Origin of the sequence: Streptomyces hokutonensis (assembly GCF_042751305.1) — a bacterium.
Taxonomy (GTDB): Bacteria; Actinomycetota; Actinomycetes; order Streptomycetales; family Streptomycetaceae; genus Streptomyces; species Streptomyces hokutonensis_A.
Window position 1 is genome coordinate 224,845 of sequence record NZ_JBHYWD010000011.1, and the last position, 23,907, is coordinate 248,751.

At 71.5% G+C, this 23,907-nt stretch carries 20 protein-coding genes; 6 read left to right on the forward strand and 14 right to left on the reverse strand.

The window, feature by feature from the left end:
* Positions 1-140: 140 nt before the first annotated feature.
* Both ACFXC1_RS28475 and ACFXC1_RS28480 read right to left on the reverse strand, forming a co-directional pair.
* A complete protein-coding gene (locus ACFXC1_RS28475) occupies positions 141-1,763 on the reverse strand; it encodes a S53 family peptidase (protein WP_381247418.1) in 1,623 nt (540 codons plus the stop codon).
* 141 nt (positions 1,764-1,904) lie between these two features.
* Entirely contained in the window at positions 1,905-4,790 is a 2,886-nt protein-coding gene (locus ACFXC1_RS28480; RefSeq protein WP_381247421.1) for a helix-turn-helix transcriptional regulator, read from the reverse strand.
* A gap of 269 nt (positions 4,791-5,059) precedes the next feature.
* On the opposite strand from ACFXC1_RS28480, the gene ACFXC1_RS28485 reads away from it, so the two are divergent.
* Positions 5,060-6,679 (forward strand): amidohydrolase, encoded by a 1,620-nt coding sequence (locus tag ACFXC1_RS28485; RefSeq protein WP_381247423.1) that lies wholly within the window; start codon positions 5,060-5,062, stop codon positions 6,677-6,679.
* Here the strand turns inward: ACFXC1_RS28485 and ACFXC1_RS28490 are convergent.
* The 5 genes from ACFXC1_RS28490 to ACFXC1_RS28505 form a co-directional block, all read right to left on the reverse strand.
* Positions 6,657-7,316: a YceI family protein gene (locus ACFXC1_RS28490; RefSeq protein ID WP_381247425.1), complete on the reverse strand. Its 660-nt coding sequence runs from the start codon at positions 7,314-7,316 to the stop codon at positions 6,657-6,659. The genes ACFXC1_RS28485 and ACFXC1_RS28490 overlap by 23 nt on opposite strands.
* 192 nt (positions 7,317-7,508) lie before the next feature.
* A complete protein-coding gene (locus ACFXC1_RS28495; RefSeq protein ID WP_381247427.1) occupies positions 7,509-8,291 on the reverse strand; it encodes a polysaccharide deacetylase family protein in 783 nt (260 codons plus the stop codon).
* Between the two features lie 85 nt (positions 8,292-8,376).
* The gene (locus ACFXC1_RS28500; protein ID WP_381247429.1) at positions 8,377-9,648 is read right to left on the reverse strand and encodes a cytochrome P450; all 1,272 of its coding nucleotides are present in this window, start codon (positions 9,646-9,648) and stop codon (positions 8,377-8,379) included.
* Between the two features lie 63 nt (positions 9,649-9,711).
* A complete protein-coding gene (locus tag ACFXC1_RS51235) occupies positions 9,712-9,798 on the reverse strand; it encodes a hyalucidin A family RiPP precursor (protein ID WP_461696010.1) in 87 nt (28 codons plus the stop codon).
* A gap of 6 nt (positions 9,799-9,804) precedes the next feature.
* Positions 9,805-10,995 (reverse strand): cytochrome P450, encoded by a 1,191-nt coding sequence (locus tag ACFXC1_RS28505; protein ID WP_381247430.1) that lies wholly within the window; start codon positions 10,993-10,995, stop codon positions 9,805-9,807.
* Between the two features lie 218 nt (positions 10,996-11,213).
* Between ACFXC1_RS28505 and ACFXC1_RS28510 the strand changes: the two genes are divergently transcribed.
* The 5 genes from ACFXC1_RS28510 to ACFXC1_RS28530 are packed head-to-tail and all read left to right on the forward strand — an operon-like array spanning position 11,214 to position 15,903.
* Positions 11,214-12,695: a purine-cytosine permease family protein gene (locus tag ACFXC1_RS28510; protein ID WP_381247431.1), complete on the forward strand. Its 1,482-nt coding sequence runs from the start codon at positions 11,214-11,216 to the stop codon at positions 12,693-12,695.
* Positions 12,692-13,246 carry a cysteine hydrolase family protein gene (locus tag ACFXC1_RS28515; protein ID WP_381247433.1) on the forward strand — a complete coding sequence of 185 codons (555 nt, stop codon included), beginning with the start codon at positions 12,692-12,694 and terminating at the stop codon, positions 13,244-13,246. The genes ACFXC1_RS28510 and ACFXC1_RS28515 overlap by 4 nt, the downstream gene beginning before the upstream one ends.
* Positions 13,243-13,950, forward strand: coding sequence for a GntR family transcriptional regulator (locus ACFXC1_RS28520; protein ID WP_381247434.1), 708 nt, complete (start codon positions 13,243-13,245; stop codon positions 13,948-13,950). The genes ACFXC1_RS28515 and ACFXC1_RS28520 overlap by 4 nt, the downstream gene beginning before the upstream one ends.
* A gap of 37 nt (positions 13,951-13,987) precedes the next feature.
* A complete protein-coding gene (locus ACFXC1_RS28525) occupies positions 13,988-14,992 on the forward strand; it encodes an ADP-ribosylglycohydrolase family protein (RefSeq protein ID WP_381247437.1) in 1,005 nt (334 codons plus the stop codon).
* Complete coding sequence (locus tag ACFXC1_RS28530; protein WP_381247439.1) at positions 14,989-15,903, forward strand: PfkB family carbohydrate kinase; 915 nt, start codon at positions 14,989-14,991, stop codon at positions 15,901-15,903. Before ACFXC1_RS28525 ends, ACFXC1_RS28530 begins: the two co-directional genes overlap by 4 nt.
* Before the next feature lie 13 nt (positions 15,904-15,916).
* Here ACFXC1_RS28530 and ACFXC1_RS28535 read toward each other — a convergent pair whose 3' ends face one another.
* The 7 genes from ACFXC1_RS28535 to ACFXC1_RS28565 all read right to left on the reverse strand — a co-directional run bounded on the left by ACFXC1_RS28535 (position 15,917) and on the right by ACFXC1_RS28565 (position 23,905).
* A complete protein-coding gene (locus ACFXC1_RS28535) occupies positions 15,917-17,338 on the reverse strand; it encodes a family 2B encapsulin nanocompartment shell protein (RefSeq protein ID WP_381247442.1) in 1,422 nt (473 codons plus the stop codon).
* A 194-nt stretch (positions 17,339-17,532) separates the two neighbouring features.
* Complete coding sequence (locus ACFXC1_RS28540) at positions 17,533-18,912, reverse strand: FAD-binding oxidoreductase (protein WP_381247445.1); 1,380 nt, start codon at positions 18,910-18,912, stop codon at positions 17,533-17,535.
* A 28-nt stretch (positions 18,913-18,940) separates the two neighbouring features.
* A complete protein-coding gene (locus tag ACFXC1_RS28545) occupies positions 18,941-20,047 on the reverse strand; it encodes an acyl-CoA dehydrogenase family protein (RefSeq protein WP_381247448.1) in 1,107 nt (368 codons plus the stop codon).
* Positions 20,044-21,054, reverse strand: coding sequence for an ABC transporter substrate-binding protein (locus ACFXC1_RS28550; RefSeq protein ID WP_381247451.1), 1,011 nt, complete (start codon positions 21,052-21,054; stop codon positions 20,044-20,046). The genes ACFXC1_RS28545 and ACFXC1_RS28550 overlap by 4 nt, the downstream gene beginning before the upstream one ends.
* 44 nt (positions 21,055-21,098) lie before the next feature.
* Positions 21,099-22,199, reverse strand: coding sequence for an LLM class flavin-dependent oxidoreductase (locus ACFXC1_RS28555; RefSeq protein ID WP_381247454.1), 1,101 nt, complete (start codon positions 22,197-22,199; stop codon positions 21,099-21,101).
* A gap of 24 nt (positions 22,200-22,223) precedes the next feature.
* A complete protein-coding gene (locus ACFXC1_RS28560; RefSeq protein ID WP_381247457.1) occupies positions 22,224-23,192 on the reverse strand; it encodes an ABC transporter substrate-binding protein in 969 nt (322 codons plus the stop codon).
* The gene (locus ACFXC1_RS28565) at positions 23,189-23,905 is read right to left on the reverse strand and encodes an ABC transporter ATP-binding protein (RefSeq protein WP_381247459.1); all 717 of its coding nucleotides are present in this window, start codon (positions 23,903-23,905) and stop codon (positions 23,189-23,191) included. Before ACFXC1_RS28565 ends, ACFXC1_RS28560 begins: the two co-directional genes overlap by 4 nt.
* Positions 23,906-23,907: the final 2 nt, after the last annotated feature.

Here is a 23,907-nt window from a genome sequence, read left to right on the forward strand (position 1 = left end):
CTTTCTTTTTTACTTTGGGGGGGTGTGTTTTTTTTTAACTCCCACCCCGACACCCCGCGCCCCACACCCCCCCGGGCTCGGGGGGGGGGGGGGGCGCCCCCCCCCCCCCCTCTTCGGTCAGCTCATCCGGCTACCGGCTGTCAGCCGAGGAGCTTGGCCGCCAGGGTCGCCGCGTTGTACGAACCCCAGCCGGTGGTGAAGTCCCAGCCGCTGGCCGCGGAGTAGGCGCCGTTGCTGCCGCTGGTGATGTCGTGGAAGCCGGTGCCCTTCGCCGCGTAGAGCGCGGGGTTGGCGAAGCCGAGGTTGGCCTTGCCGGCCGCCGCGGCCTGCTGGTTGTAGAGCGCGCCGAAGGCCGCCCACTCGGGCGCGGCGGCGCTGGTGCCGCCGACCGTGCCCCAGCTGCCCTGCGAGTAGATCGAGACACCGGGGCTCGGGTTCGCGAGCGCCGACACGTCCGGGACCTGGCGGAAGCCGCCGCCCGCGGTCTTCTGCACCGCGGTCTGCCAGCTCGGGATCTTGAAGACGGAGGACTTGCCGCCGCCACCGCCCGACCAGGCCGTCTCCTTGCTCCACGCGTTGGCGGAGGTCACGGTCAGCGTGGTGCCGCCGACGCCGGTGACGTACGGGTCGGCGGCCGGGTAGTCGACGGTGGTGGTGCCGTCGCCCGCGTCGTCCGAGCCGTCGTCGCCGGAGGCCGCGTAGAAGCCGAGGCCCTCGGCCGCGCCCGCCTTGAAGACGGCGTCCACGGCGTTGATGTTGGAGGTGGTGCGCTGGCTCTCGGAGGCGCCCCAGCTGATCGAGGTGGTCGGGATGCCGCTGTCGACGATGGCCTGGTAGGTGTCGACCTCACCGGCGTCGGAGTTGGGGCCCTCGAAGACGGTGACGTTGGCCTTCGGGGCGATCGCGTGCAGGACCTCGATGTCGAGCTCGACCTCGACCTGGCCGTCACCGAGCGCTCCGGAACCGCCGTCCACCTTCGACACGGTCGGAGTGGGGGAGCCCAGGCTGTAGTTGGTGTCGTACTTGGTGATGTTGGACTGCTGGAAGCCGTCGAACTCCAGCAGCGCGATCTTCTGCCCGCTGCCGGTGTAGGTGCCGGAGACGTTGTAGCCGCCCTTGATCTGGGCCGGGGTGTAGCCGCCGCCGGGACCGTTGTGCGGGTTGACCTTGGCGGACCCCTGGTGGTGCAGCTGGGCGCGGTTGTTGAGGCCGGTCACGTCGCTGACCAGGCCGGCGATGCCGGTCGGCAGGGTCGGCGCGGTCTCGTTGGCGTAGAACGCGCGGCCCGACTTCGCGTCCTTCCACGTCGACAGCTTGGTGCCGAACGCCTTCTCCAGCTGGGCGGCGGTACCGCTGGCGTCGACCAGCAGGTTCCCCGAGTGGACCTTGCCGACGGTGAGCCCCTGGGCGCGCAGGAAGTCCTTGACCTGCTTCACCTCGGCGTCGGTCCGGCCGAACCGGGCCGCGAACTGGGCCTTCGTCAGATAGTGGCCGTACGAACTCGACCGCGGATTGCTGACGTCGGCGACGAACGTGTCCAGCGCCTTGCCGTTTCTCGGCGTCAGGCTGATGGCCACCGATATGCGCTTGCCGGCGGCGACGGCGCCGGTGCGGGACGCGTCGTGGTTCAGGCCCTTGAGGACATCTCCCGCGACGGCGGCGCGAGTTGTGTGCGGCTGGACGGCGGCGTAGGCGCTGGGGACGGCGGCGGCGAGCAGGGCCGGTACGGCGACGAGGCCGACCAGCTTCAGACGTGACGTCACGGAAGTCCTCCGAGGAGTGGGGGGTTGCTGTCCCGGAAGCGGAACGGCTTCACCGTAGGAACAGCGGCCCCACCCGCATAAGCGGGGGAACCCTTGCGTCACGTGTTAACTGCGGGTGTCACATGAACCGCGGATGACAGGTCAGCGGCGGGTGTCGAGGGTGCGGGACGTCCGCAGCCGGCCCGGCTGACTGATCGTCACCGCCTGTGTGGTGGCCTGCTGTTGGTCGTCGTCGCCGACGCTCACGGTCGCCGCACCGGACGCGATGACGGCGACCGCCATGGCATGGGCGAGCGCGGTGCGCGAGCGGACACCGACCTTGCGGTAGACGCGGGAGAGGGTGCCCTCGACCGTCTTGACGCTGATGAACAACTCGGCGGCGACCTCCCGGTTGGTGGCCCCGCCGCCGACCAGTTCCGCCACCCGCGCTTCCGTGGGCGTGAGTTCGGGCCGTCCCTCGCCGTCCCGGTCGCCCGCCTCCAGCCGGGCCAGTTCGTCGCGCGCCCGCGCCGCCAGCGGAGCGGCACCGATGCGGGTCGCGGTCTCCAGCGCCTCACCGAGCGCGGTGCGGGCCGCGTTGCGGTGACGCGCCCTGCGTTCGACAGCGCCGAGCGAGATCAGCGTGCGTACCAGCTCCACGGGCAACGGGAGTTGGCGCAGCCGTTCCACGGCGGTGCGCAGCCGTACCGCTCCCTCCTTCGCCCGGCCGAGCCCCGCCTCGCGCAGCCCCTCCGCCCGCTCCAGGGACGCCAGTACGCTGCCGGGCGCGTCGCCGGACACCCGTGCGCGAGCCTCGTCGAGCACGGCACCGGCCTCGTCCGTCTCGCCCAGTACCACCAGGGCCTCGGCCAGGTCGCTGTACCAGTGCAGCAGGGGCGGGTCGGCGGCCGACATCGCCTCGCCGAGTTCCTTCACGCGCTGCAGCGCCTCGACCGCCGCGGCGGCCCCGCGCGGATCGCCGGTCAGCAACTCGGCCTGCCCCAGCACCGCGAGAGCCCGCAGCAGGAACAGCCGGTCGCCGTCCGCCTCCGAGGCCCGCACCGCCTGCCCGGCCAACTCCCGCGCCTCGTCGGCACTGCCGCCCGCGGTCGCCGCGAGCGCCGCCACGTACAGCGCCGGAGCGGCCTGTACGCCGGTCTCGGCCACGGCTCGGGTGCAGCGGGCGGCGGTGCGCAGCGCCTCCCGGCAGTGCCCGGCGCGCACTTGGATACGGGTCAGCGCGACCAGGGTCGCCATGACCTCCTCGACCCCGGCGAACTCCCCTATCTCCGTGAGGAGTTGAGCGACTCGCTCCTGGGCCTCGGTGACCTTGTCCGAGTCCAGGGCGAGGATCGCCCGCATCCGGATCAGCCCCCAGCTCTCCGGTCCGGCGCCCGCGCCGCCGGTCAGCGCGAGGGCCTCCGCCAACGCGGCGTCTGCGGCGACCGGTTCGCCGCCCAGCGAGCGCACCCGGGCGAGGGTCGCGAGCGCCCCGATCCGGGTGTCGGTGTCACCGGCCACGGCGGCCTGCCGGGCGGCGCGCCGGGCATGCCGGGCCGCCTGCGCCAACTCCCCGCACAGCAGGCCCCGTACCGCCGCCCAGTGGTGCAGCCACGCCTCCGCCTCGGGATCACCGGCCGCGTCCCGGAGTCCTTCCTCGATCAGCGCGTGGGTACCGTGCAGGGCCTGACCGGCGTTGCGCAGCAGGACCAGCCGCGCCCGCACTCGCTGCCGGGCCGAGCCGGAACCGGCGAGGACGGTCTCGGCCGCCTGCCCCGCCTCCTCCAACTGCCCGGCGTCACAGGCGTATTCGGCCGCCGCCAGCAGCCGGTCGGCGTGCTCGGCCGGCCGGTCGGCAGGAGTGCGCAGGGCCGCCAGCCCGGCCAGTTCGAAGGCCGCGTCGGGCGAGCCGTCGCGGCGGGCGTGTTCTGCGGCGGCCAGCAGGGTGCGGGCGGTGGTCTCGTCCTCGTAGGGGCGGGCGAGCGCGAGATGCCGGGCCCGCTCCACGGGATCGGTGACCGCGTCGGCCAGCAGGGCGTGCGCCTGCCGGCGGCCGTACTCGGGAGCGTCGGCGTAGACGGCGGCCCGGAGCAGCGGATGCCGGAAACCTACGGTCCCGTGGGCGTCGGCCGTCGCGACACCGAGCCGTTCGGTCTCCGCCAGGTCCGCGGCCGGATCGTCGAACCCGGCGGCGCGCAGCAGCGTGAGAGTGGGGCGGGCCGCGGCGCTCATGACGAGGAGCGTGTGCCGTGTGCTCTCCGGCAGGGTGTGCACCCGCTCCAGCAGCAGGTTGCGCAGCCGGTGCGGCACGGGCAGGGTCCGGCCGAGGCCGACGGCCGCCGCCTCGCGCGGCGCCGCCCGCCCCAACTCCAGGGCGTACCAAGGGTTTCCGGCGGCCGTGTCCTGGACGGCCCGCAGCACCGCCGGTGGCAGCTCGGCGGGCAGCAGCCGCGCCACCTCGTCGTCCGTCAGTGGCGGCACGGGCAGTTCGACAGTGCCGGGCGGGACGCAGCGCGGCCGTCCGGGCTGCTCGCCGTCCGCCACCCGCTCGGCGGCCACCACCCTTACGTCGAGGCCCTCGACACGGCGTACGACGAAGGCGAGCACCTCGACGGTCCGTTCGTCGAGCCACTGGAGACCGTCGAGGACCAGCAGCACGGGGCCGGTGGCGGCGAGGGTGCGCAGCACGTCGAGAACGGCGACACGCACGGCGAGCCGGCCACGGTCGCCGACCGGTACCTCGCCGCGCAACAGGGCGGCCCGCAACACCGCTTGGGGTTCGGGCGCCAGGGCATCGAGGCAGCTCTCCGGCACCCGTGCGAACAGGTCGACCAGACCGGCGAACGGCAGCCGGGCGTCCTCCTCGGCGGGCGAGCAGTGCAACACCGTTCCGGACGGCCGGACATGGGCGTCCGAGGACGCCACCAGGGCGGCCACGAGCACGGACTTGCCGATCCCCGCAGGACCGTGGAGCAGGACTCCCTGACGGTCCGTCAACTCGGTGCGGGCGGTGCCGATCAGCTCGCGGTGCCCGCTCAACGACCGCACTTCCGCGCCACGGCGGGGCGGGCGGGTCGGCGCGTACGGCGGGTCTCCGGGCAGTTCAGCATGTGTTCATGACAACCGTTGCGGAATCGCCTTGTCAATGATGATCCGAAATGGCGGGTCATCCATGTCGAGGATTTGGCGCACGATCTCCATTGAGAGCCGCAAAGTGGCGTGCTTACTGCACCAGTGCCCGCCCAAAGTGCATCACTCGGCCGATCGCTCGTACAAAAGCCTGGTCAGCGGATGCACCGAGGAAGTGGGAGAGAACGATGACTGATCACGGAGCCGATCTGGTGATCCGGGCCGAGGCGATCCACCCGCTGGTACCCGGTCGGGCCCCGCAGCGGGCGGTGGCCGTGCGCGGCGACCGCATCGCGGCGCTCTCGCCCGACCCCGCCGGACTCGACCACCTGCTGCGCCCGCACACCACGGTGCACGACCTGCCCGGCGCCACCGTGCTGCCCGCCTTCGACGACACCCACACCCACCTGATCTACGCGGCGCTCGGCGCGCACGACGTCCCGGTCCACCAGGCCCGCGACATCCCCGAGTTCCTGGACCTCATCCGGGAGCGGGCGAAGGCGACCCCCGAGGGCGAGTGGATCCGCACCACCACCAACTGGCAGGAACTCAACCTCGCCGAGCGCCGGATGCCCACCGCCGCCGAACTCGACCAGGCCACCGACCGCCACCCTGTCCTGGTCAAGCGCGGCGGCCACAACGACGTCGTCAACAGCTACGCGCTGCGCCTGGCCGGCATCACCGAGGACACCCCCGTACCGCCGGGCGGCGTCATCGGCCGCGACGCCGACAGCCGGCTCGACGGGCGGCTGATCGACAACGCCATGGGCCTGGTGGAGCGCCTGGTCCCGGCCCCGGACCGGGCCCGGCGGATCGACGGGCTGCGGCTGGCCACCGCCCAGTACGCCGCCACCGGCATCGGCACCGTGCGGGACTGCGCGGTCGGCCTGGAGGACTACGCGGTGCTGCTGGCCGCACGCGAGGCGGGGGCGCTCGGCATCCGGGTGCGCGCCCTGATCTCGGCGCTCGGCATGACCGGCGCGGCCGAGGTGGAGGACCTGCTCGACGCCATGGAGAAGTGGCGCGACGACTCCGACCCGTGGCTGCGGGTGTGGGGCGTGAAGTTCGGGCTCGACGGCGGCCTGGAGGCCGGGGCGACCGAGGAACCGTACGCCTGTGACCACGCCTTCTCCGGGACGCTGACCTGGGAGCCGAACGCGCTGGTGGAGGTCGTCGAGGCCGTGGTCCGGCGCGGCCGGCGGGTCGGCACCCACGCCTACGGCGACCGTGCGGTCCGCACCCTCCTGGACGTCTACGAGCGGGTCCTCGCCCGCAACCCCGGACTGCCCGCAGGCACCCTGGTCATGGAGCACGGCGGCCTGGCCGGACCCGAACAGCGCGCCCGCGCCGTCGAGTTGGGCATCCCCGTCACCATCCAGCAGCCGCTGCTGCACGACACCGCCGAGGTCGAGGAGGGCTTCTGGGGCCCGGAGCGCGTCGCCCGGCTCTTCCCCGCCCGCGGCTGGATCGACCTGGGCGCCCAGGTCAGCGCCGGATCGGACTTCCCCGTCGGCCAGTTCGGCGCCATGCGCTCGGTCTACGGCATGATCACCCGCCAGACCGTCATCGGCCCCAAGGGCCCCGAACACGCCATCACCTACGACGAGGCCCTCACCCTGCACACGGCCAACGCGGCGCTGCTCTGCGGCGACCAGAACCTGCGCGGCACGCTCAGCCCGGGCCGCCTGGCGGACCTCACCGTCTGGGAGCAGGACCCCGCCCGCTGCCCGAGCGACGCCCTGCGTGACCTGAACCCCCTGCACACGTTCGTGGACGGCGGTCTCGTCACCCGGCCGGCATCGTCCTGATCGCCGCGATGTCGAACTGGAGCCGAACCTTCTCGCTGACCATCGCTCCGCCCTCGGCCAGCCGGGAATTGTAGGTCAGGCCCCAGTCGGAGCGGTCGATGGTGGTGGTGCCGTCGAAGCCGACCCGTTCGACCCCGAACGGGTCGGTGACATGTCCGATGTAGGTGAGTTCCAGGACGACGGGACGGGTGGTGTCCTTGATGGTGAGCTCGCCGAGCATGCGATAGACATCGTTGCCAGACATTTGCACCGCCGTACTGGCGAAACGCATACGCGGGTAGGTCGCGGAGTCCAGGAAGTCCCGGCCCACCAAGTGGGCGTCGCGCTGTTCCACACCGGTGTCGACACTGGCGGTGGACACCACGATCTCCGCCTGCGAACGGGCCGGGTTGCGGCCGTCGAAGTAGAGCCGGCTTTTGTATTCGGCGAAGGACCCGCGCACGGTCGTCACCATCGCGTGCCGGACCGAGAAGCCGATCCGGCTGTGCGCGGGGTCGATCATCCACTCTCCGGTGAGCGCCGCCAGGGCGGGGTCGGGCAGGCCGGAGGAGGTGAACGCCGGTGGGGCGGCGGGGCGTTGCGGAGCTGTGGGGGATGCCGGGCGGCGGAGGGGCGCAGCACGGTTGAACAGGTTCATACTTCACGTAGTTACTGCACGAGTGAAATCGCCGCAAGACTTGATGGCGAATCGACAGCTGCGCGAATCGGCACTGACACGCTTAAATACCGCCACCTCGGCGGCCGTTCCACATTTCCCACACATATTCGCCACCCGAAAAACGACGGCCGTCAATTCGGCGCATCGTTCAACACGCGCTCAACGCACTGTTCAACGCATCGGGAAACCGAACGAATACCCCTGCTGCTTCAGCCACGGCAGGATCTCGCGCAGCGCGGCCACGGTCTCGGAGCGGTCGCCGCCAGCGTCGTGGAACAGGATGGTCGGCCCGTTGGGCAGTTCGCTCTTGACGGTGGTGACGATGGTGTTGGTGCCGGGGAGTTCGAAGTCCTTGGAGTCGACGTTCCACCCCAGCGGGCGCATGCCCTGCGCGGCGGCGAGATGCCGGCTGTACGGCGTGAACGCGCCGCCCGGCGCCCGGTAGTACAGCGGCCGTACGCCCCCCGAGGCCTTGGTGATCATGGCGGCGGCGTTGAGGATCTCCTGCTTCTGGTAGGACTCGGACTTCTTGTCCATGGTGGTGTCGTGCGACACCGAGTGGTCGCACAGTCGGTGGCCCGCCGCCACCACCGCCTTGACCAGGTCCGGGTGGGCCTCGGCCATCGGGCCGACCATGCAGAAGGTGGCCTTCACCCCGTACTCCTTGAGCACTTGGAGCACCTGCGGGGTCCAGGTCGGGTCCGGCCCGTCGTCGATGGTGATGTTGACGCCCCGCGCGCCCTTGTCGGAGGCGTGCACGATCTCCGCCGACACGGCCGCCACCCGGGCCGGGGCCGAACTGGAGGCGCCGGGACGCCCGTTGGTTCCGCCCCGCTGCGCGTCGACCACACCGGCCTGCGCGGTCCACATGGAAGTGGCCGCCGCCACCGCCGTCACACCGACCGCCGCCGCGAGTACCCGGCCGTACCAACCCCGCCCGCCATGACGTGCCATGTCCGCCCTGTTCCCTGTCCTGTTGTCCGCTTCCGTGCATTCGTCAGGACGGTATAAACGAGCGAAGGGATCCCGCTGTTACGGATTACGGACAATTTTCCGGGAGTTCGAGGTCGGCGGAGGGCGATGCCGGTCGGCGCAGGGCGAGTCGGCCCCGGAAGTTCTCCGGGACCGGGGCGAAGCGCAGCGCCATCGAGAGGTCCTCGGGGCGGTCGACGCTCAGGTGGTACCGGGTGCACAACAGGTGGCACAGGCCCATGAGTTGGACGGTACCGATGTTCGCGCCGACACACTTCTTGGGCGCCCAGCCGAACGGCACGTAGCAGGTGCGGTCCGCCGGCCCGTGCGGCGCGCCCGGCAGGAAGCGGTCCGGATCGAAGACGTCCGGCTGCTTCCACACCCGCTCGTCCCGGTGGATCAGATGCGGGCTCAGCAGATACCAGTCGCCGGGCTCCAGCCGGGTCCTGCCGAAGTCGAAGGGGAACTGGTTCCGCCGGACCAGCAGCAGCGGCGGGCTCCACAGGCGCAGCACCTCCTTCACGAACCGGTGCGTCACCGGGGCCGCGTGTGTCGGTGCCGTGCGGAACTCCACCGGGTCCACGGCGCACAGTTCCTCGGTGAGCCGCCGCTGCCACTCGGGGTTGCGGACGAACTCGTACAGCAGACTCGCCGCCGCGGTGCCCGGCGGCCCGCCGATGGCGGTGAGGACGGCGGTCACCACGTCCAGCGCGCGGTCCATGCCCATACGGGGCAGCAGGTCGACGAAGGGATCGGCCAGGTCCGGCTCGCGCCTCCGCTTCCCGTGCGCGCGCTGTCGCAGCACCCGGCGCACGACAAGACCGGACCGCAGCTGTACGACGACGAACTTCAGATGGTGCCAAGTGCCGCCCGGATCCGGCGAGATGAGCCGCAGCAGCTTCATCTCCAGGTCCCGGCGGACCAGATCGGCCTCGCCGGAGGTCAGGCCCGTCAGCGCCACCGGCAGCATGGACCGCAGCGCCACGTCCTGGGTCAGCATCACCAGGTCGACGTCGTCGCCGAGCCGTTCGTCGAGGATCCGCTCCATGCGGTCGATCAGATCGCCGTGGTGCTCGGCCGTGGCCAGTGTGTGCAACTGGGTGAGCCATGCCGAACGGACCTCGCTCCACCGTATTTCGGGGCTGCGCCGCCGCCGCACCATGTCGATGAGCCGGTCGTGCATGACGAACCGGCGCCAGTTCGTGGCGCTGACCCGGCGCGCCGCCTCCGGCTCGAACACACCGAGCCGGATGTCGTCGACCCAGAAGATCCCGTCCTCGTTCGCGCTGCGCATTCGCATGAAACGCAGGAAGTCCTCGGGGTGTTGCGGGGTGGTCATCGGATACGTCCCCCTCGTGGGGCGCGGGGCGCCGGTCTGCGGCGGCGTCCCGCGCCGGGCCGGTCAGATGTGGTGGTACAGGTACCAGAAGTACTCGTACTGGCCTCGGATGTTGAGGACAGACTTCGCCTTGAGATACAGGGCGCGCATGCGCGTTCACCTCCTTCCCGGACAGCCGGTGCGGTCGCTCAGCACCGCGGTGAAACGCGGCGGAGCGAGCGCCGGGCCCACCTGGGGACCGGCGCCGTCGTGGGTGACCGACAGCCACCGGTCACGGGTGATGATGCCGACGAGGTCCTCGAGGAGCCGCATGGTGACGGTCGCCCCGGCGCAGGTGTGCGGCCCGTGGCCGAACGGGAGATACGCCCCGTCCGGCACGGGCGCCGCCCAGCGCTCCGGTACGAACTCGTCCGGCCGCTCCCAGTGCCCGGGATGCCGGTGCACCAGATAGGTGCAGACCGCGAGGCGGTCGCGCGGGCCGACCTCCGTCCCGCCGAGCCGCTGCACATGGCCCGGCGTCCGTGCGAACAGCCACGCCACCGGCCACAGCCGCAGCGCCTCCCGGACCGTCCAACTCGGCTCCACGGCAAGGCGGTCGGGGTGCGTGCCGAGCAGATACACCGACCAGCCGAGAGCGAAGCCGACCGAGCCGACCGCGGCGAAAAGGAAGGAGAGATAGACCTCGGCGAGGTCCTTGGGATCCGACCCGGGATCGCTCTCGTGCACCACTACGTCGACCAGGTCAAGTGGCTCGCCGTCGAACTCCCTTTGCCGGGCGCGTATTTCGGCATGCAGCACGCTCAACGCGCGACGCCGGAAGAGCAGCCGCGACGGCGGCGAGTGCCGGCGCCGCGCGCCCGCGAGGACCGCACGGTGGACGATCTGCTGCACGGTGGCGTGGAGTTGGGGCGATGAGCCGCGGTGCAGCAGGACGTCCCGCAGATGCCGGAACACGAGCAGGTTCCCCGCGTCCGGCCAGAGGCTGCAGGGGACAAGGTGTTCGGCGACGAGGGCGGGCAACTCCGGCCGTCGCGCGTCCAGATGACGGCGGATCAGGGCGCGGGCCGCCCGGCCGATCCGGATCTGGGCCGCACGCGGGCCGAAGTCGCCGTGCCGGGTGCGGTAGAAGTCGGCCGCCTCGGCGACGGCCCCGCCCCGGTTGCCGAGCACCGCCCGGGCCGGCTCCGGACCCGCCACGCAGACAGTGCCCGCGACCGAGCGCCACACGTCGTGGACGCCGTCGAACTCCGCCGTCAGCAGGGCGAGGGGGTCGCGGACGCGGGGGCCGGTGCCGCGGGGAGTGCGGGCGGGCTCACCGTGCCCCGGACGCGTCACGGACGACTCCATGGTGCCCTCCTTCGAGAACGCGGAAGCGCGGCGCACCAGGTGAGGTACGTGCGACGCCCGACCGACAGCACCAGCCTGCTGGCCGGCCACCGCCCTGTCGCGTGCTGTGCCGTTGAGCGGAACGGAGGGGCGTCCCCCGCTCCACCGCCCTCTCCTCTTGACGCCCGTCACCACCGCACCTAGCCTCGACTGAACACGTCTAGACAGGTAGGTCGACGATGGCGGACTCCCAGACTTCCCAGTCCCGGCAGCTTCAGGTCGAGACCCACGGCCTCGATGTGATCGGCGACGCCGAACGCAAAGGCACCCCTCGCACACTGTTCTGGCCCTGGTTCGGGGCCAACGTCTCGATCCTGGGCCTGAGTTACGGCGCCTTCGCGCTCGGCTTCGGGATCTCCTTCTGGCAGGCGCTGATCGCCGGTGTGATCGGCATCGTGTTCTCCTTCCTGCTCTGCGGCTTCATCGCGGTCGCGGGCAAGCGCGGCTCCGCGCCCACGATGGTGCTCAGCCGTGCCGCCTACGGAGTGCGCGGCAACCGGCTGCCGTCGGTGATCTCCTGGATCCTCACCGTCGGCTGGGAGACCGTCCTCACCGCGCTCGCGACCATGGCCACCGCGACCGTCTTCGACAGGCTCAGCTGGGGCGGCGGCACCGATACCAAGGTGGTCGCGCTGATCATCGTCGGCGCGCTCATCGTCGTCGGCGGAGTCATGGGCTTCGACCTGATCATGCGGCTCCAGACGGTGATCACCGTCGTCACCGCCGTGCTCACCGTCGTCTACATCGCCCTCGTCGCCGACCACATCCACTGGAGCACGGTCAGCGCCGTACCGGCGGGATCCGCACAGGAGTTCATCGGCGCGCTGGTGTTCATGATGACCGGCTTCGGCCTCGGCTGGGTCAACGCCGCCGCCGACTACTCCCGCTATCTGCCCCGGAGTTCGTCCAGCAGAGGCGTGATCGGCTGGACCACGTTCGGCGCCTCCGTCGCCCCGCTGCTCCTGCTGGTCTTCGGCCTGCTGCTCGCCGGTTCCTCCAGCACGCTCAACAAGGCGATCGCCGCCGACCCGATCGGCGCGCTCACGACGATCCTGCCCACCTGGTTCCTGGTCCCGTTCGCCGTGGTCGCCGTCCTCGGCCTGGTCGGCGGCGCGGTCCTCGACATCTACTCCTCAGGCCTGGCCCTCCTCTCGGCGGGCCTGCCGGTGCCGCGCTACCTCGCCGCGCTCGTCGACGGCGTCCTGATGATCGCGGGCTCCATCTACATCGTGTTCTTCGCCGACAACTTCCTCGGCCAGTTCATGGGCTTCCTCACCACCCTCGGCGTCCCCATCGCCGCCTGGTGCGGCATCATGCTCGCCGACCTCGCCCTGCGCCGCCGCGACTACGACGAGGGTGACCTCTACCGCCCGACCGGCCGCTACGGCGACGTACCGCTCATCCCCCTCCTCCTCACCCTCGCCGCCACCGCGATCGGCTGGGGCCTGGTCACCAACACGGCCGCCAGCTGGCTCACTTGGCAGGGCTACCTCCTCGACCCGCTCGGCCTCGGCGGCAAGTCCGGCGCCTGGGCCTACGCCAACCTCGGCGTCCTGGCCGCCCTCGCCCTCGGCTTCCTCGGCACCCTCGCCCTGGGCCGGGCCCGCGTCCAGCGCCAGGAAGAGCAGGCCCCGAGCCCGGAGGCGGTGCCCGCCGTATGACCACCGCACCCGGCCACCTCGCCGTCATCGACATGCAGCGCGTCTTCGCCGAACCCGACAGCCTCTGGGCCACCCCCCGCTTCGACGAAGCGGCAGCAGGTGTACGACGACTGCTGCCGGCCTTCGGGGACGACGTCACCTTCACCCGCTTCCTGGCCCCCGAGAAACCCGAGGGCAGCTGGCGCGCCTACTACGAGCAGTGGCCCTTCGCCGTCCAGCCGCCGGACGCTCCGCTCTGGCGGCTGACCGACGAATTCGCCGCGCAGGCACGGTACTTGGTGGACGCGCCCACCTTCGGCAAGTGGACCCCGGCACTCGCCGAACGTGTCGCCCCCACCGGCCGGCTCGTCCTCGCGGGCGTCAGCACCGACTGCTGCGTCCTGTCCACGGCACTCGCCGCCGCCGACGCCGGAGCCGAGGTCCTGGTCGTCGCCGACGCCTGCGCCGGTGTGGACGACGACTCCCACGCCAAGGCACTGCACGTCATGGACCTCTACCGCCCCCTGATCCGGGTGGTCACGGTCACCGAGGCGGTCGGGGAGGCGTCATGACCGGCGTCCGGCTCAAACACCAGCGCATCACCGAGGTCCTCGCCAAGGAGATCCGCAGCGGCCACCGCGCCGCCGGCGAGCAACTGCCCGGCGAACACGCCCTGGCCCAACGCTTCGGCGTCAGCCGTACGACCGTCCGCGCGGCCCTCGCCGAACTCAGCGAGGCCGGCCTGATCGCCACCCGCACCGGCAAGGGCTCCTACGTCCTCTTCGACGGCCGCCCACTGGACGACAGCCTCGGCTGGGCGCACGCGCTCGCCACCCAGGGCATCGACACCCGGGTCAGGACGCTCGCCGTGGACGCCAGACGGGACGAAGGGCTGGCCCGTCAACTCACCCTGAAGACAACCGAGTTCGTGTGCGTCGAGCGGATACGGGAACTGGTCGCGGACGCGGTCGTGGTGTCGTACGAACGCAGCTTTCTGCCGCCCGTGCCCGGAGTGCGGGAGCTGCCGGCGCGCGGCCTCGGCCAGGAGTCGCTGACCGATGTGATGCTGCGGGCCGGGCTGCGCCCCGACCACGGTGAGCAGCGGGTGAGCGGGCGGCGGATCGACGGCCGGGAGGCGGAGCTGCTGCGCCGCGAACCGGGTGACTGGTTCCTCGACACGCGCCGCACCAGCCGGGCCGCCGACGGCTCCTTCGTCGAACATGTCGTGAGCCTCCTGGACCCCGACCACTTCCAACTCACCCTCGCTTTCGGCTGAACCGCCGAACCCGCTGAACCCTCTCCGGAAAGTACCCATGACCCTCCAGAGCCGCGCCACCGGAGCCCTGTACGGGCTCGCCCTGGGCGACGCCCTCGGCATGCCCACCCAAATGCTGTCCCGCCCACAGATCACGGCACGCTACGGTTCCTTCCTCACCGGTTTCCACCCGGCCGACCCCGACCATCCCCTCGCCGCCGGAATGCCGGCCGGATCGGTCACCGACGACACCGAACAGGCCCTGCTGCTGGCCGAGTTGCTGCTGGAAGGCAAGGGCCGCATCGACCCGGCGGAGCTGGCCCGGCGCCTGGTCGCCTGGGAGGACGACATGCGGGCCCGGGGCTCCCTCGACCTGCTCGGCCCGTCCACCAAGCGGGCGGTCGAGCAGGTTCTCGCGGGTACTCCCGCCGACGAGGTGGGCCGCTACGGCACCACCAACGGCGCGGCGATGCGGATCGCCCCCGTGGGCATCGCGATGCCGGTCACGGACCCGGTCGCACTGGTGGACCGGGTGGTGGAGGCGAGCAGCCTCACCCACAACACGGGGGTCGCCCTCGCCGGTGCCGCGGCCGTGGCTGCCGCCGTGAGCGCGGGAATTGACGGAGCGTCGGTTCCCGAGGCGGTCGAAGTGGCCGTGTCGGCGGCCCGGTTGGCGGCGGGACGGGGACACTGGGTGGCCGCCGCCGATGTCGCCGAACGGATCGTGTGGGCGACCGGCCTGGTGCGGGGCCTCGGCCAGGCCCAAGTCTGCGAGCGGGTCTACACGTTGGTCGGGACGAGCCTCGCCACACAGGAGTCGGTCCCGGCCGCCTTCGCCGTCCTGGCCGCCTGCCCCGACGACCCCTGGCAGGCCGCACTGCTCGCCGCGTCCGTCGGCGGCGACTGCGACACGATCGCCGCGATCGCGGGGGCGGTGGGCGGTGCCTGCCACGGCGTGGACGCCTTCCCGGCCGACGCGCGGGAGACACTGGTCCGCGTCAACCCGGCGCTGGACGTGGACGCCACGGCGACGGCACTGCTCGTCCTGCGGGAGCGGTCATGAGCGCCCGGCTCTGGCACCTCGGCAACGTCGTAGTCGACCTCGTACTGGAGGTCCCCGCCCTCCCCGAGCGCGGCGGCGACGTCCTCGCCACCCGCACCGAACGCACCCCAGGCGGCGGCTTCAACGTCATGGCCGCCGCCGCACGCCAGGGCCTGCCCGTGACCTATGCCGGAGCGCACGGCACCGGGCCCTTCGGTGACCGGGCCCGCGCCGCGCTGCGTGCCGAGGGCATCGACGCCCTGCTAGCCCCGCGCCCGGAACCGGACACCGGCTTCGTGGTCTGCCTGGTCGACGCGGACGGCGAGCGCACCTTCGTCACCAGCCCCGGCGCCGAGGCAACCCTGGCCGCAGCCGACCTCACCGAACTCCGGCCCGGGGCAGGCGACTTGGTGTACATCACCGGATACAGCCTGCTGTACGACAGCAACCGCGCCGCCTTGCTCGACCTCCTGTCCCGACTGGACCCGGCCGTTACGCTGGTCGCCGACCCGGGGCCGTTGGCGGCCGAAATTCCGGGCGGCGCCATGGAGTTGCTCCTCGCCCGCGCCGACTGGTGGAGCTGCAACGCCCGCGAGGCCACGCTGCTCACCGGCGTCGACAATCCGGCCGAAGCCGCTCGCACTCTCCAATCGCGTCTGGGGTGCGGCTCGGTGCTCGTCCGTACCGGCCCCGACGGTTGCCTCGTGCACCTCGCGGGACGCCTTGTCCCCGTCCCAGGGTTCGCCGTGGACGCCGTCGATCTCAATGGTGCGGGTGACGCACACACCGGTGTATTCATGGCCGCCCTGGCCCGGGGGCTCGACCCGGTGGCCGCCGCCCGCCGGGCCAACGCGGGTGCCGCACTTGCCGTCACCGCACCGGGCCCGGCGACCGCGCCGGACGCGGCACGACTGGAAGCGTTCCTGAACTAGCCGTCCATAAAGGTCAGTTGCCGTCCCGGCGGGAGACCTCGACGTTCTCCAGGATGCCGATCGCGTCCGGCACCAGGACCGCCGCCGAGAAGTAGGTGCTCACCAGGTAGGAGATGACCGCCTGCTCGTTGATGCCCATGAACCGTACGTTGAGGCCCGGTTCGAGCTCGTCCGGGATGCCCGTCTGGTAGAGGCCGATCACGCCCTGGTCGTCCTCGCCGGTGCGCATCGCGATGATGGAGGACGTGCGGGACGCGCTGACCGGGATCTTGCCGCACGGCAGCAGCGGTACTCCGCGCCAGGCCGGCAGATGGTGGCCGCCGACGTCGATGCCGCTGAAGTAGACGCCCCGCTTGTTGCACTCGCGGCCGAACGCGGCGATCGCCCGCGGATGCGCGAACAGGTAGCGGGTGTCGCGGCGCATGCTCAGCAGTTCGTCCAGGTCATCGGGGGTCGGCGGCCCGGAGTGGGTGGAGATCCGCTGGTCGTAGTCGGCGTTGTGCAGCAGCCCGAAGTCCCGGTTGTTGACGAGTTCGTTCTCCTGCCGCTCGCGCAACGCCTCGACTGTCAGCCGGAGTTGCTGCTGGGTCTGGTTCATCGGCTGGTTGTAGAGGTCGGTGACGCGGGAGTGCACCTTCAACACGGTCTGGGCGACGCTGAGTTCGTATTCGCGCGGGGCGAGGTCGTAGTCCACGAACGTGCCCGGCAGGTCCGGCTCGCCCACATGCCCCGCGCTGAGCGCGATCGCCGCCTCGCCGAAGGTGTTGAGCGGACCGGGCTCGTCCCCGGCGCGCGCCTCGACATGCGCGCGCAGCTCCGCGTGCCGGTCCGCGACGGCCTGGTACGCCGCGTGCGGCAGCGTCAGCACCGTGGTGGCCGTCGCCGCGCGGGCCGTGAACTCCCAGGTGCCGTCGGGTTCGGCGAGCACCTGGCCGCCGAAGGTGTCGCCGTCGGCCAGCAGCCCGACGACCGCCTCGTCGCCGTAGGGACCCTCCCCGAGCCGTTCCACCTTGCCGTGCGCGACGAGGTACACCGAGTCTGCGGGCTGGCCGGCCTGGACGATCAACTGCCCCGGCGCGTAGTCCCGTTGCTCGAACCGCTCGGCCAGCGCGCCGAGCGCGTCGCCGTCCGCGAAGCCGCGCAGCAGAGGGAGCTCGGCCAACTCGGCCGGGACGACCCGCACTTGCGCTCCGGTCTGCACGAACGTCACCCGTCCGTCGCCGCGCGTGTACGACAGGCGGCGGTTGACGCGATAGGTGCCGCCGGGCACGTTCACCCAGGGCAGCATGCGGGTCAGCCACCGGGAGCTGATGCCCCGCATCTGGGGTTCGGACTTTGTCGTGGTCGCCAGGGTGCGTGCCGCGGCGGTTCCGAGGCTCTGCTGTTCCCGCTCCTCGGCGCCCGCCTCGGGCGCGGTACCGGTCTCGACCGACATGGTGCCTACTCTCCTGTCGCACGGATGACGGAATGCCTGCGTCCCGTCACGTTCCGTGCGTACAGCTACCCGTCATCGGTCACGACGAGTGATGATCCCGGACGGCGGCCGAGGCACATGCCGATCGCACGTGCCTCCGCACGACCCCCGGTTGACCCGGGATCACCCGTTCGGGGCATCCGATCCCGGGCGGCTCACAGGGTCTTGCCGGGATTGAGGATCCCGCGCGGATCGAAGGCGTCTTTCAGCCGTCGCTGCAACGCGTGGGCGGTGGGCCCGAGTTCGTCCGCCACCCACTGCCGCTTCAGCACCCCGACACCGTGCTCGCCGGTCAGCGTCCCGCCGAGCCGCAGCGCCAGCGCGAAGATCTCGCCGGCCGCCTCCCAGGCCGCGTCCGGGAGCCGGTCCAGGGCGTGATCGACCACGATGATCGGGTGGAGGTTGCCGTCCGCCGCGTGCGCGAGCGTGTAGACCGGCACGTCGTGCCGGGCCGAGATCGCGCGGATCTCACGCACCGCCTCCGCGAGCCGGGAGCGCGGCACCGCGATGTCCTCGATCAGCGGCCGGCCCAGCCGCTCCAACGAGGGCAGGGCAAGCCGGCGGGCCGCGAGGAGGGCCTCCGCCTCCACCGGGTCGGCGGTGGTCTCCACGGTCGTGGCCGTCGCCGCGAGCACCCGCGCGACCTGCTCCGCCTCGGCGCCCGCCCCCGCGCCGTCGCACTGCACCAGCAGCAGCGCCGCCCCGCGCGCGCCCAGCGCTGGGTCGACCGAGTGCAGCACCGGCCCGTCGAGCAACTCCGCGAGCGCCGGCACGACCCCGGCCCGCCCGATCGCGTACGACGCCTCGGCCGCCGCCTCGAACGAGTCGAAGTAGGCGGCGATCGTGGCCGTCGCCACCGGCACCGGACGCAGCCGCAGGGTCGCCGAGGTGATGACGGCGAGGGTGCCCTCGGAGCCGGTCAGCAGCGCGGTGAGGTCGTAACCGGTGACCCCTTTGACGGTACGGCGGCCGGTCGTGACCACCGTCCCGTCGGCGAGAACGGCCTCAAGGCCGAGCACGCTGTCCCGCGTCACCCCGTACTTCGCGCACCGCAGCCCGCCCGCGTTGGTCGCGATGTTCCCGCCGATCGTGGAGATCGCCGCACTCGCCGGATCGGGCGCGTACCGCAGCCCGTGCTCGCCCGCCGCCCGGTCCAACTCGGCGGTGATCACGCCCGGTTCGACCACGGCGAGCTGGTCGTCGGCCGACAGTTCCAGGATGCGGTTCATCCCGGACAGGTCCAGCACGAGCACCCCCTCACCGGCCGACGCCCCACCCGACAGCCCGGTGCCCGCGCCCCGTGGCACCACAGGCACGCGCAGCGCGTGGGCGTGCCGGAGCGTGACGGTCACGTCCTCGGTGCGCCGGGCGTGCACCACGGCCAGCGGGACACCGTCCGGCCGGGTGCCCGAGCGGTCGGTTGCGTGTGCGGCCAACGTGCGCGGATCTGTGGCCAGTTGGTCGGGCGGCAGATCCCGGGCGAGCAGGCCGAGGAGCCGGGCGGCGGCGGTGGTGGTCGGGGGAGCTGTGGTCACGGGTTCCGTACCTTCACTGTGCGTGCGTTCACGGATTCAACGCCTTCGTTCCGATCGCGAGCAGGGAGATGTCCTCCTGGGGCGCGTGGACCGGCGCGCACTGGATGTCCCGGAAGTGCCGCTCCAGCGGGTTGCCCCGGGCGAGTCCGGGATTGCCGAGCAGCCGTACCGTCAGCTCCACCGCCCGCACACCGTGCCGGTCGGCCAACACCCTTGCCCCCATTGCCTGTTCGGGGGTGTAGGAGGTGTCGGCCGCGTCAACGCGCGCGGCTCCGCCGAACACCAGCTCCTCGGCGGCGGTCAGCAGCACCTCGATCTCCCCGGCGGTCCTGCGGAACCGCTCCGTACGGGCCACCGGATGACCGAGGTTGGCGGGCACGCGCTCGTGGGCGAACGTGTGGAAGAAGGACTGCGCGGCCCGCGCGACCCCCAAGTAGAGGGCTGCGAGGGGGAGATGGAGGGCCGCGCCCGCCCGGTTGTCCTGCTCGGCCGCCGCGCCGTACGGGCCGATGCCGATGACGTGCTCGTAGGGGATCTCCACATCCCGGAACGTCACGTCATGGCTGCCGCTGGCCCGCAGGCCCAACTGGTCCCAGCGGCCGGTGACTTCGATACCGGGGGAGCCGCCCGGCACCAGGAAGGTGCCGACGCGTGGCTCCGGTTCGTCGGTGGTGGCCCACACCAGGAACCAGTCCAGGCCCTCCGCACCGGTCACGAAGCGCTTGGTGCCGTTGAGCGACCAGCCGTCGGGAGTGCGCCGGGCGAGGGTCGAGGGGAGGCCGCCGCGTGCGGGCGAGCCCAACTCGGGCTCCACACGTGCGTGGTTGACGAGTACCGGCCGTTCGAAGGACTCCTTGACGAGCCGTGCGTACAACTCCTCGGGCCAGTGCGGCTGTACGGCCTGCCGGGCGTGCGTGTTGAGGGTCATCGCCGCGATCAGGGCGACGGACGGGTCGCCCCGGCCGATCCGGTGCAGGATGCGCGCGCTCTCCTCGACCCGGGCGCCTTGACCGCCGTACTGCTTCCCGATGGTCGCGGTGAGCAGTCCGGCCTCATGGGCGATGCGGAGGGACTCGGCGGGGAAGGCGCCCGACCGGTCGTAGCCGGCGGCCAGTTCGGCGATACGGGCGGTCACAGGGCCTTCCTCAGGTCGGCGTTGAGTTCGGTGGTCCAGAAGGACTTCACGTCCAAGTGCTCCTTCAGCGCGCCGAGTTCGGTGAAGGCGTCGGCCACCTTCTGCTGCGAGGCGATCGTGTCGTCGCCCACCGTCCGGGCCTGCGTGGGACGTTGCTTCTGGGCGGCGACCAGGTCCGACTTGGCCTGTGCCACCGGCTGGTGGGTGGCGTCGGCGGTGACCTTCGCGAAGCCGTCCACGTGGCCGTCGCGGATGTAGGCGTAGGCCTTGGTGATCCGGGCGATCAGATCGGCCGCGGCGGCCTTCTGGGCGCGGCTCTTGAGGACGCTGTCGCGCGCCGACCAGAGGAAGTTGCCCGACAGGATGTCCGCGCCGGAGCCGACCGTGCGGGCGCCCTGCTGGTGGGCCGTGATGATCGACGTGCCGTAGGAGGCGAAGGCGTCGATGGAGCCGCCGTTCAGGGCCGCGAGGCCGTCGTTGGGCAGCAGCGGCTTCGCGTCGATGTCCGACCACTTGAGGCCGGCCTGCTTCAGGAGTTCGTACAGGAAGTAGTGGGCGGTGGTGTTCTGGACGTAGCCGACCTTCCTGCCCTTCAGACCGGCGATGTCGGTCACCTTCGAGCCCTTTGGGACGACGACCTCCTGGTTGAGGGTGGTGCCGCGCTGGACGGCGACGACCTTGAAGTTGGGCTTGCCGTCGGCGGCCGAGAAGATGGGCGGGATCTCGCTGGAGGAGGCGAGGTCCAGTGCTCCGGCGCGGACGGCCTGGAGCTGCTTGTCGCCGCCCGGGAACAGGTTCCACTTCACCTTGTACGGGGTGTCGTCGAGGTGGGCGTACTTGAGGACGGCCTCGTCGACCTTCCAGCCGGTGTCACCGACCCGCAGGGTCACGGAGGAGACGTCGGAGGACGAGGAGTCGGCGGTCGCGCTGCCTCCGCAGGCCGCGGCGAAGGGCAGCAGGAGGGCGAGGGCGGCGGTGGACGCGCGCAGGGTGTGACGCAACAACACGGTGTCTCCATAAGGGGGTTCGCAATCAGAGGGGGAAGAGCGGATCAGGCGGCGTGCGAGGTCGTCGCCCGGTGGGCGAGTTCCTGGCGGACCAGGGGCAGGACGTGCCGGGCGTAGTCGATCGCGTCGTTGAGCGGGTCGTAGCCGCGGATCGACAGCAGGTCGCAGCCGATGTCGACGTAGTCGAGGAGTGCCTGCGCGACCGTCTCGGGCGTGCCCACAAGGGCAGTTGACGCACCGGCCGCGTTGGTGGCGACGGCGGGGGCGGTCCACAGGCAGCGGTCCTGGACCTCGCCGCGCTCGGCGATGTCGAGGAGGCGCTGCGAGCCTACGTTCGCCGGGCGGCCGGTGGTGCGGTAGTGGCGGAGCAACTCGGTGTTCTTCGCCTGGTCCTTGAGGACACCGAGCGTGCGGTGGGCCTTCTCCCAGGCCAGTTCTTCCGTGGGTGCGATGATCGGGCGGAACGACACCCAGATACGGGGGTGTGGGCGCCCGGCCGCGTCGGCGACCGCGTTGACGGCGGCGATCTGCTCGGCCGTCTCCTTCAGCGGCTCGCCCCACAGCCCGAAGATGTCGCCCTGCTGGCCGCCCACCCGGTACGCGTCCTGCGAGGAGCCGCCGACCGAGATCGGGACCAGCCCGTTCACCGGCTTCACATCGGAGTAGTAGCCCTCGAAGCGGAAGTACTTGCCCTCGTGCGAGACGGGTCCCTCGGCCTGCCACACCTTCCGCAGGATCTGGATGTACTCGTCCGAACGCTCGTACCGCTCCTCCTTGTTGAGGTAGTCGCCCTCCCGGCGCTGCTCCTCGTCGCTGCCCCCGGAGATGATGTGGAGCGTCAGCCGGCCGTTGCTGATCTGGTCCAGCGTGGCCAGGGCGCGGGCCGAGTGCGTCGGGAAGATCACGCCGGGTCGATGGGCGAGGATCGGGCGGATCCGCTCGGTGTGGGTGGCGACGAACTGGGCGATCTGGAAGGCGTCCGGCGAGGCCGAGTGGTAGGCGACCAGGGTGTGGTCGAAACCGCCGTCGTCGAGCGCGCGGGCGTACTTGCGCAGGTGGTCGACGTCGAGGCCGGTACGGCTCGATGCGGCGGGACCCGAGGCCCCGGAGTCGGTGTGGACGGCGCTGATGAACTCGACAGGCATGAGCGAACTCCTAAGACGTGAAGGTCACTTGAGCAGGGAGGTGTCGGCGGCCTTGGCCACTTCGACGTTCGGGTCGAGGACCCCGATGCCGTTCATGAGGTCGGCGACCTGCTGGACGGTCGTGTCGACGTCCGAGGTGATCGGCAGCACCTGGCTGTAGGCGGCCGAGGCGAGCGTCTTCGCCACCGAGGCGTCGGCGCCGTTGCGCTGCTCGATGGCCTTCGCGTACGCGTCCTGGTGGGTGCTGGTCCACTTCAGTGCCGTGCTCAGGCGGTTGAGGAAGTCGCTGAGGGCGGTCTTCTTCGCCGAGTTCGCGAGGGCCTTGTCGGAGGCGTTGATGAAGCCGATGCCGCTGACCCGGCCGTCCCCGCCGTCGACGAGCAACTTGCCGCCCTGCTCAAGACCGACGGCCTGGTAGACGCCGAAGGTCGCCCAGATCTTGATCTTCCCGGAGGCGAACGCGGCCTGCGCGTCGGTCGGCAGCAGGTACTGCACCTTGACGTCCTTGTAGCTGAGCCCGTTCTGCTTGAGGACGTTGGCCAGCAGATACTCCGAGACGCTGCCCTTCGCCGAGGACACCACGACCTTCTGGCCCTTGAGGTCCTTCACGCCGGCGATGCCGGAGTCCTTGCGGACGACGATCCCGACGTGTGTGCCGTCGTTCTTGAGGGCGGCGATGTTCTTGATCTTGACGCCGCCGCTGAGCGCCTGGAGCGCGGGGAGGTCGGCGGAGAACCCGGTGTCGGCCGCGTTGGCCTGAACCGCCTGGTAGAGCGGGGCCGCGCCCTGGAACTCGGCCCACTTCACCTTGTACTTGGCGCCCTTGAGCGCGTCGGAGGCGGCGATGATCGTCTGGAGGGTCTTGGCCTGGTCGCCGATGGTGAGGGTGACCTGCCCGCCGGAGGCGGTGTCCGCCGAGGAGTCGGCGCCGCAGGCGCTCAGCGCCAGCAGGGCGGTCAGGCTCAGGGAGGCGGCGGCGATTCTGCGGATCACGAGGGGGTTCCTTCCAGGGTGCGGGTCACGCCGAGCCAGTTCAGGAGGCGGGCGCGCAGGGTCACGAACTCGGGGGCGGTCAGATCACGGGGACGGGGCAGGTCGACGGTCAATTCGTGGGCGATACGCCCCTCGTCCATCACCAGCACGCGGTCGGCGAGCAGCAGCGCCTCTTCCACGTCATGGGTGACCAGGAGGATCGCGCACCCGTGCAGCCGCCACAGCTCGGCGACGAGCGCCTGCACCTTGCCCCGGGTCAGCGCGTCCAGAGCGCCGAACGGCTCGTCCAGCAAAAGGAGTTCGGGCTCACGGACCAGGGCACGGGCCAGCGAGACCCGCTGGGCCTGACCTCCGGACAGCGTCTTCGGCCAGACGGTCGCGCGCTCCGCGATGCCGACCTCGTCGAGCGCCTTCTCCGCGAGCGCCCGGTCCGGGCGGCCGGGCAGCCCGAGCACGACATTGCGCCACACCTTCAACCAGGGGAGCAGGCGCGGCGATTGGAAGGCCGCGCTGCGCCGCGCGGGCACGGTCACCTCGCCGCCGATCTCGTCGTCGAGCCCCGCGAGGATCCGCAGCAGCGTCGACTTGCCGCAGCCGCTGTGCCCGAGCAGGGCCACGAACTCGCCCTCGCGGATGTCCAGATCGAGGTCGTGCAGCACGGTGTTGCCGTCGAAGGCCCGCGAAAGGCCTCGTATCTCAACGGAGTTGGCCATCT

Coding starts and splice junctions, on each gene's coding strand:
- ACFXC1_RS28565 (WP_381247459.1), bottom strand. CDS start 23,905: ATGGCCAACTCCGTTGAGATACGAGGCCTTTCGCGGGCCTTCGACGGC.
- ACFXC1_RS28535 (WP_381247442.1), bottom strand. CDS start 17,338: ATGTCGGTCGAGACCGGTACCGCGCCCGAGGCGGGCGCCGAGGAGCGG.
- ACFXC1_RS28525 (WP_381247437.1), top strand. CDS start 13,988: ATGACCCTCCAGAGCCGCGCCACCGGAGCCCTGTACGGGCTCGCCCTG.
- ACFXC1_RS28515 (WP_381247433.1), top strand. CDS start 12,692: ATGACCACCGCACCCGGCCACCTCGCCGTCATCGACATGCAGCGCGTC.
- ACFXC1_RS28510 (WP_381247431.1), top strand. CDS start 11,214: ATGGCGGACTCCCAGACTTCCCAGTCCCGGCAGCTTCAGGTCGAGACC.
- ACFXC1_RS28485 (WP_381247423.1), top strand. CDS start 5,060: ATGACTGATCACGGAGCCGATCTGGTGATCCGGGCCGAGGCGATCCAC.
- ACFXC1_RS28500 (WP_381247429.1), bottom strand. CDS start 9,648: ATGACCACCCCGCAACACCCCGAGGACTTCCTGCGTTTCATGCGAATG.
- ACFXC1_RS28495 (WP_381247427.1), bottom strand. CDS start 8,291: ATGGCACGTCATGGCGGGCGGGGTTGGTACGGCCGGGTACTCGCGGCG.
- ACFXC1_RS51235 (WP_461696010.1), bottom strand. CDS start 9,798: ATGCGCGCCCTGTATCTCAAGGCGAAGTCTGTCCTCAACATCCGAGGC.
- ACFXC1_RS28490 (WP_381247425.1), bottom strand. CDS start 7,316: ATGAACCTGTTCAACCGTGCTGCGCCCCTCCGCCGCCCGGCATCCCCC.
- ACFXC1_RS28520 (WP_381247434.1), top strand. CDS start 13,243: ATGACCGGCGTCCGGCTCAAACACCAGCGCATCACCGAGGTCCTCGCC.
- ACFXC1_RS28505 (WP_381247430.1), bottom strand. CDS start 10,995: ATGGAGTCGTCCGTGACGCGTCCGGGGCACGGTGAGCCCGCCCGCACT.
- ACFXC1_RS28555 (WP_381247454.1), bottom strand. CDS start 22,199: ATGCCTGTCGAGTTCATCAGCGCCGTCCACACCGACTCCGGGGCCTCG.
- ACFXC1_RS28530 (WP_381247439.1), top strand. CDS start 14,989: ATGAGCGCCCGGCTCTGGCACCTCGGCAACGTCGTAGTCGACCTCGTA.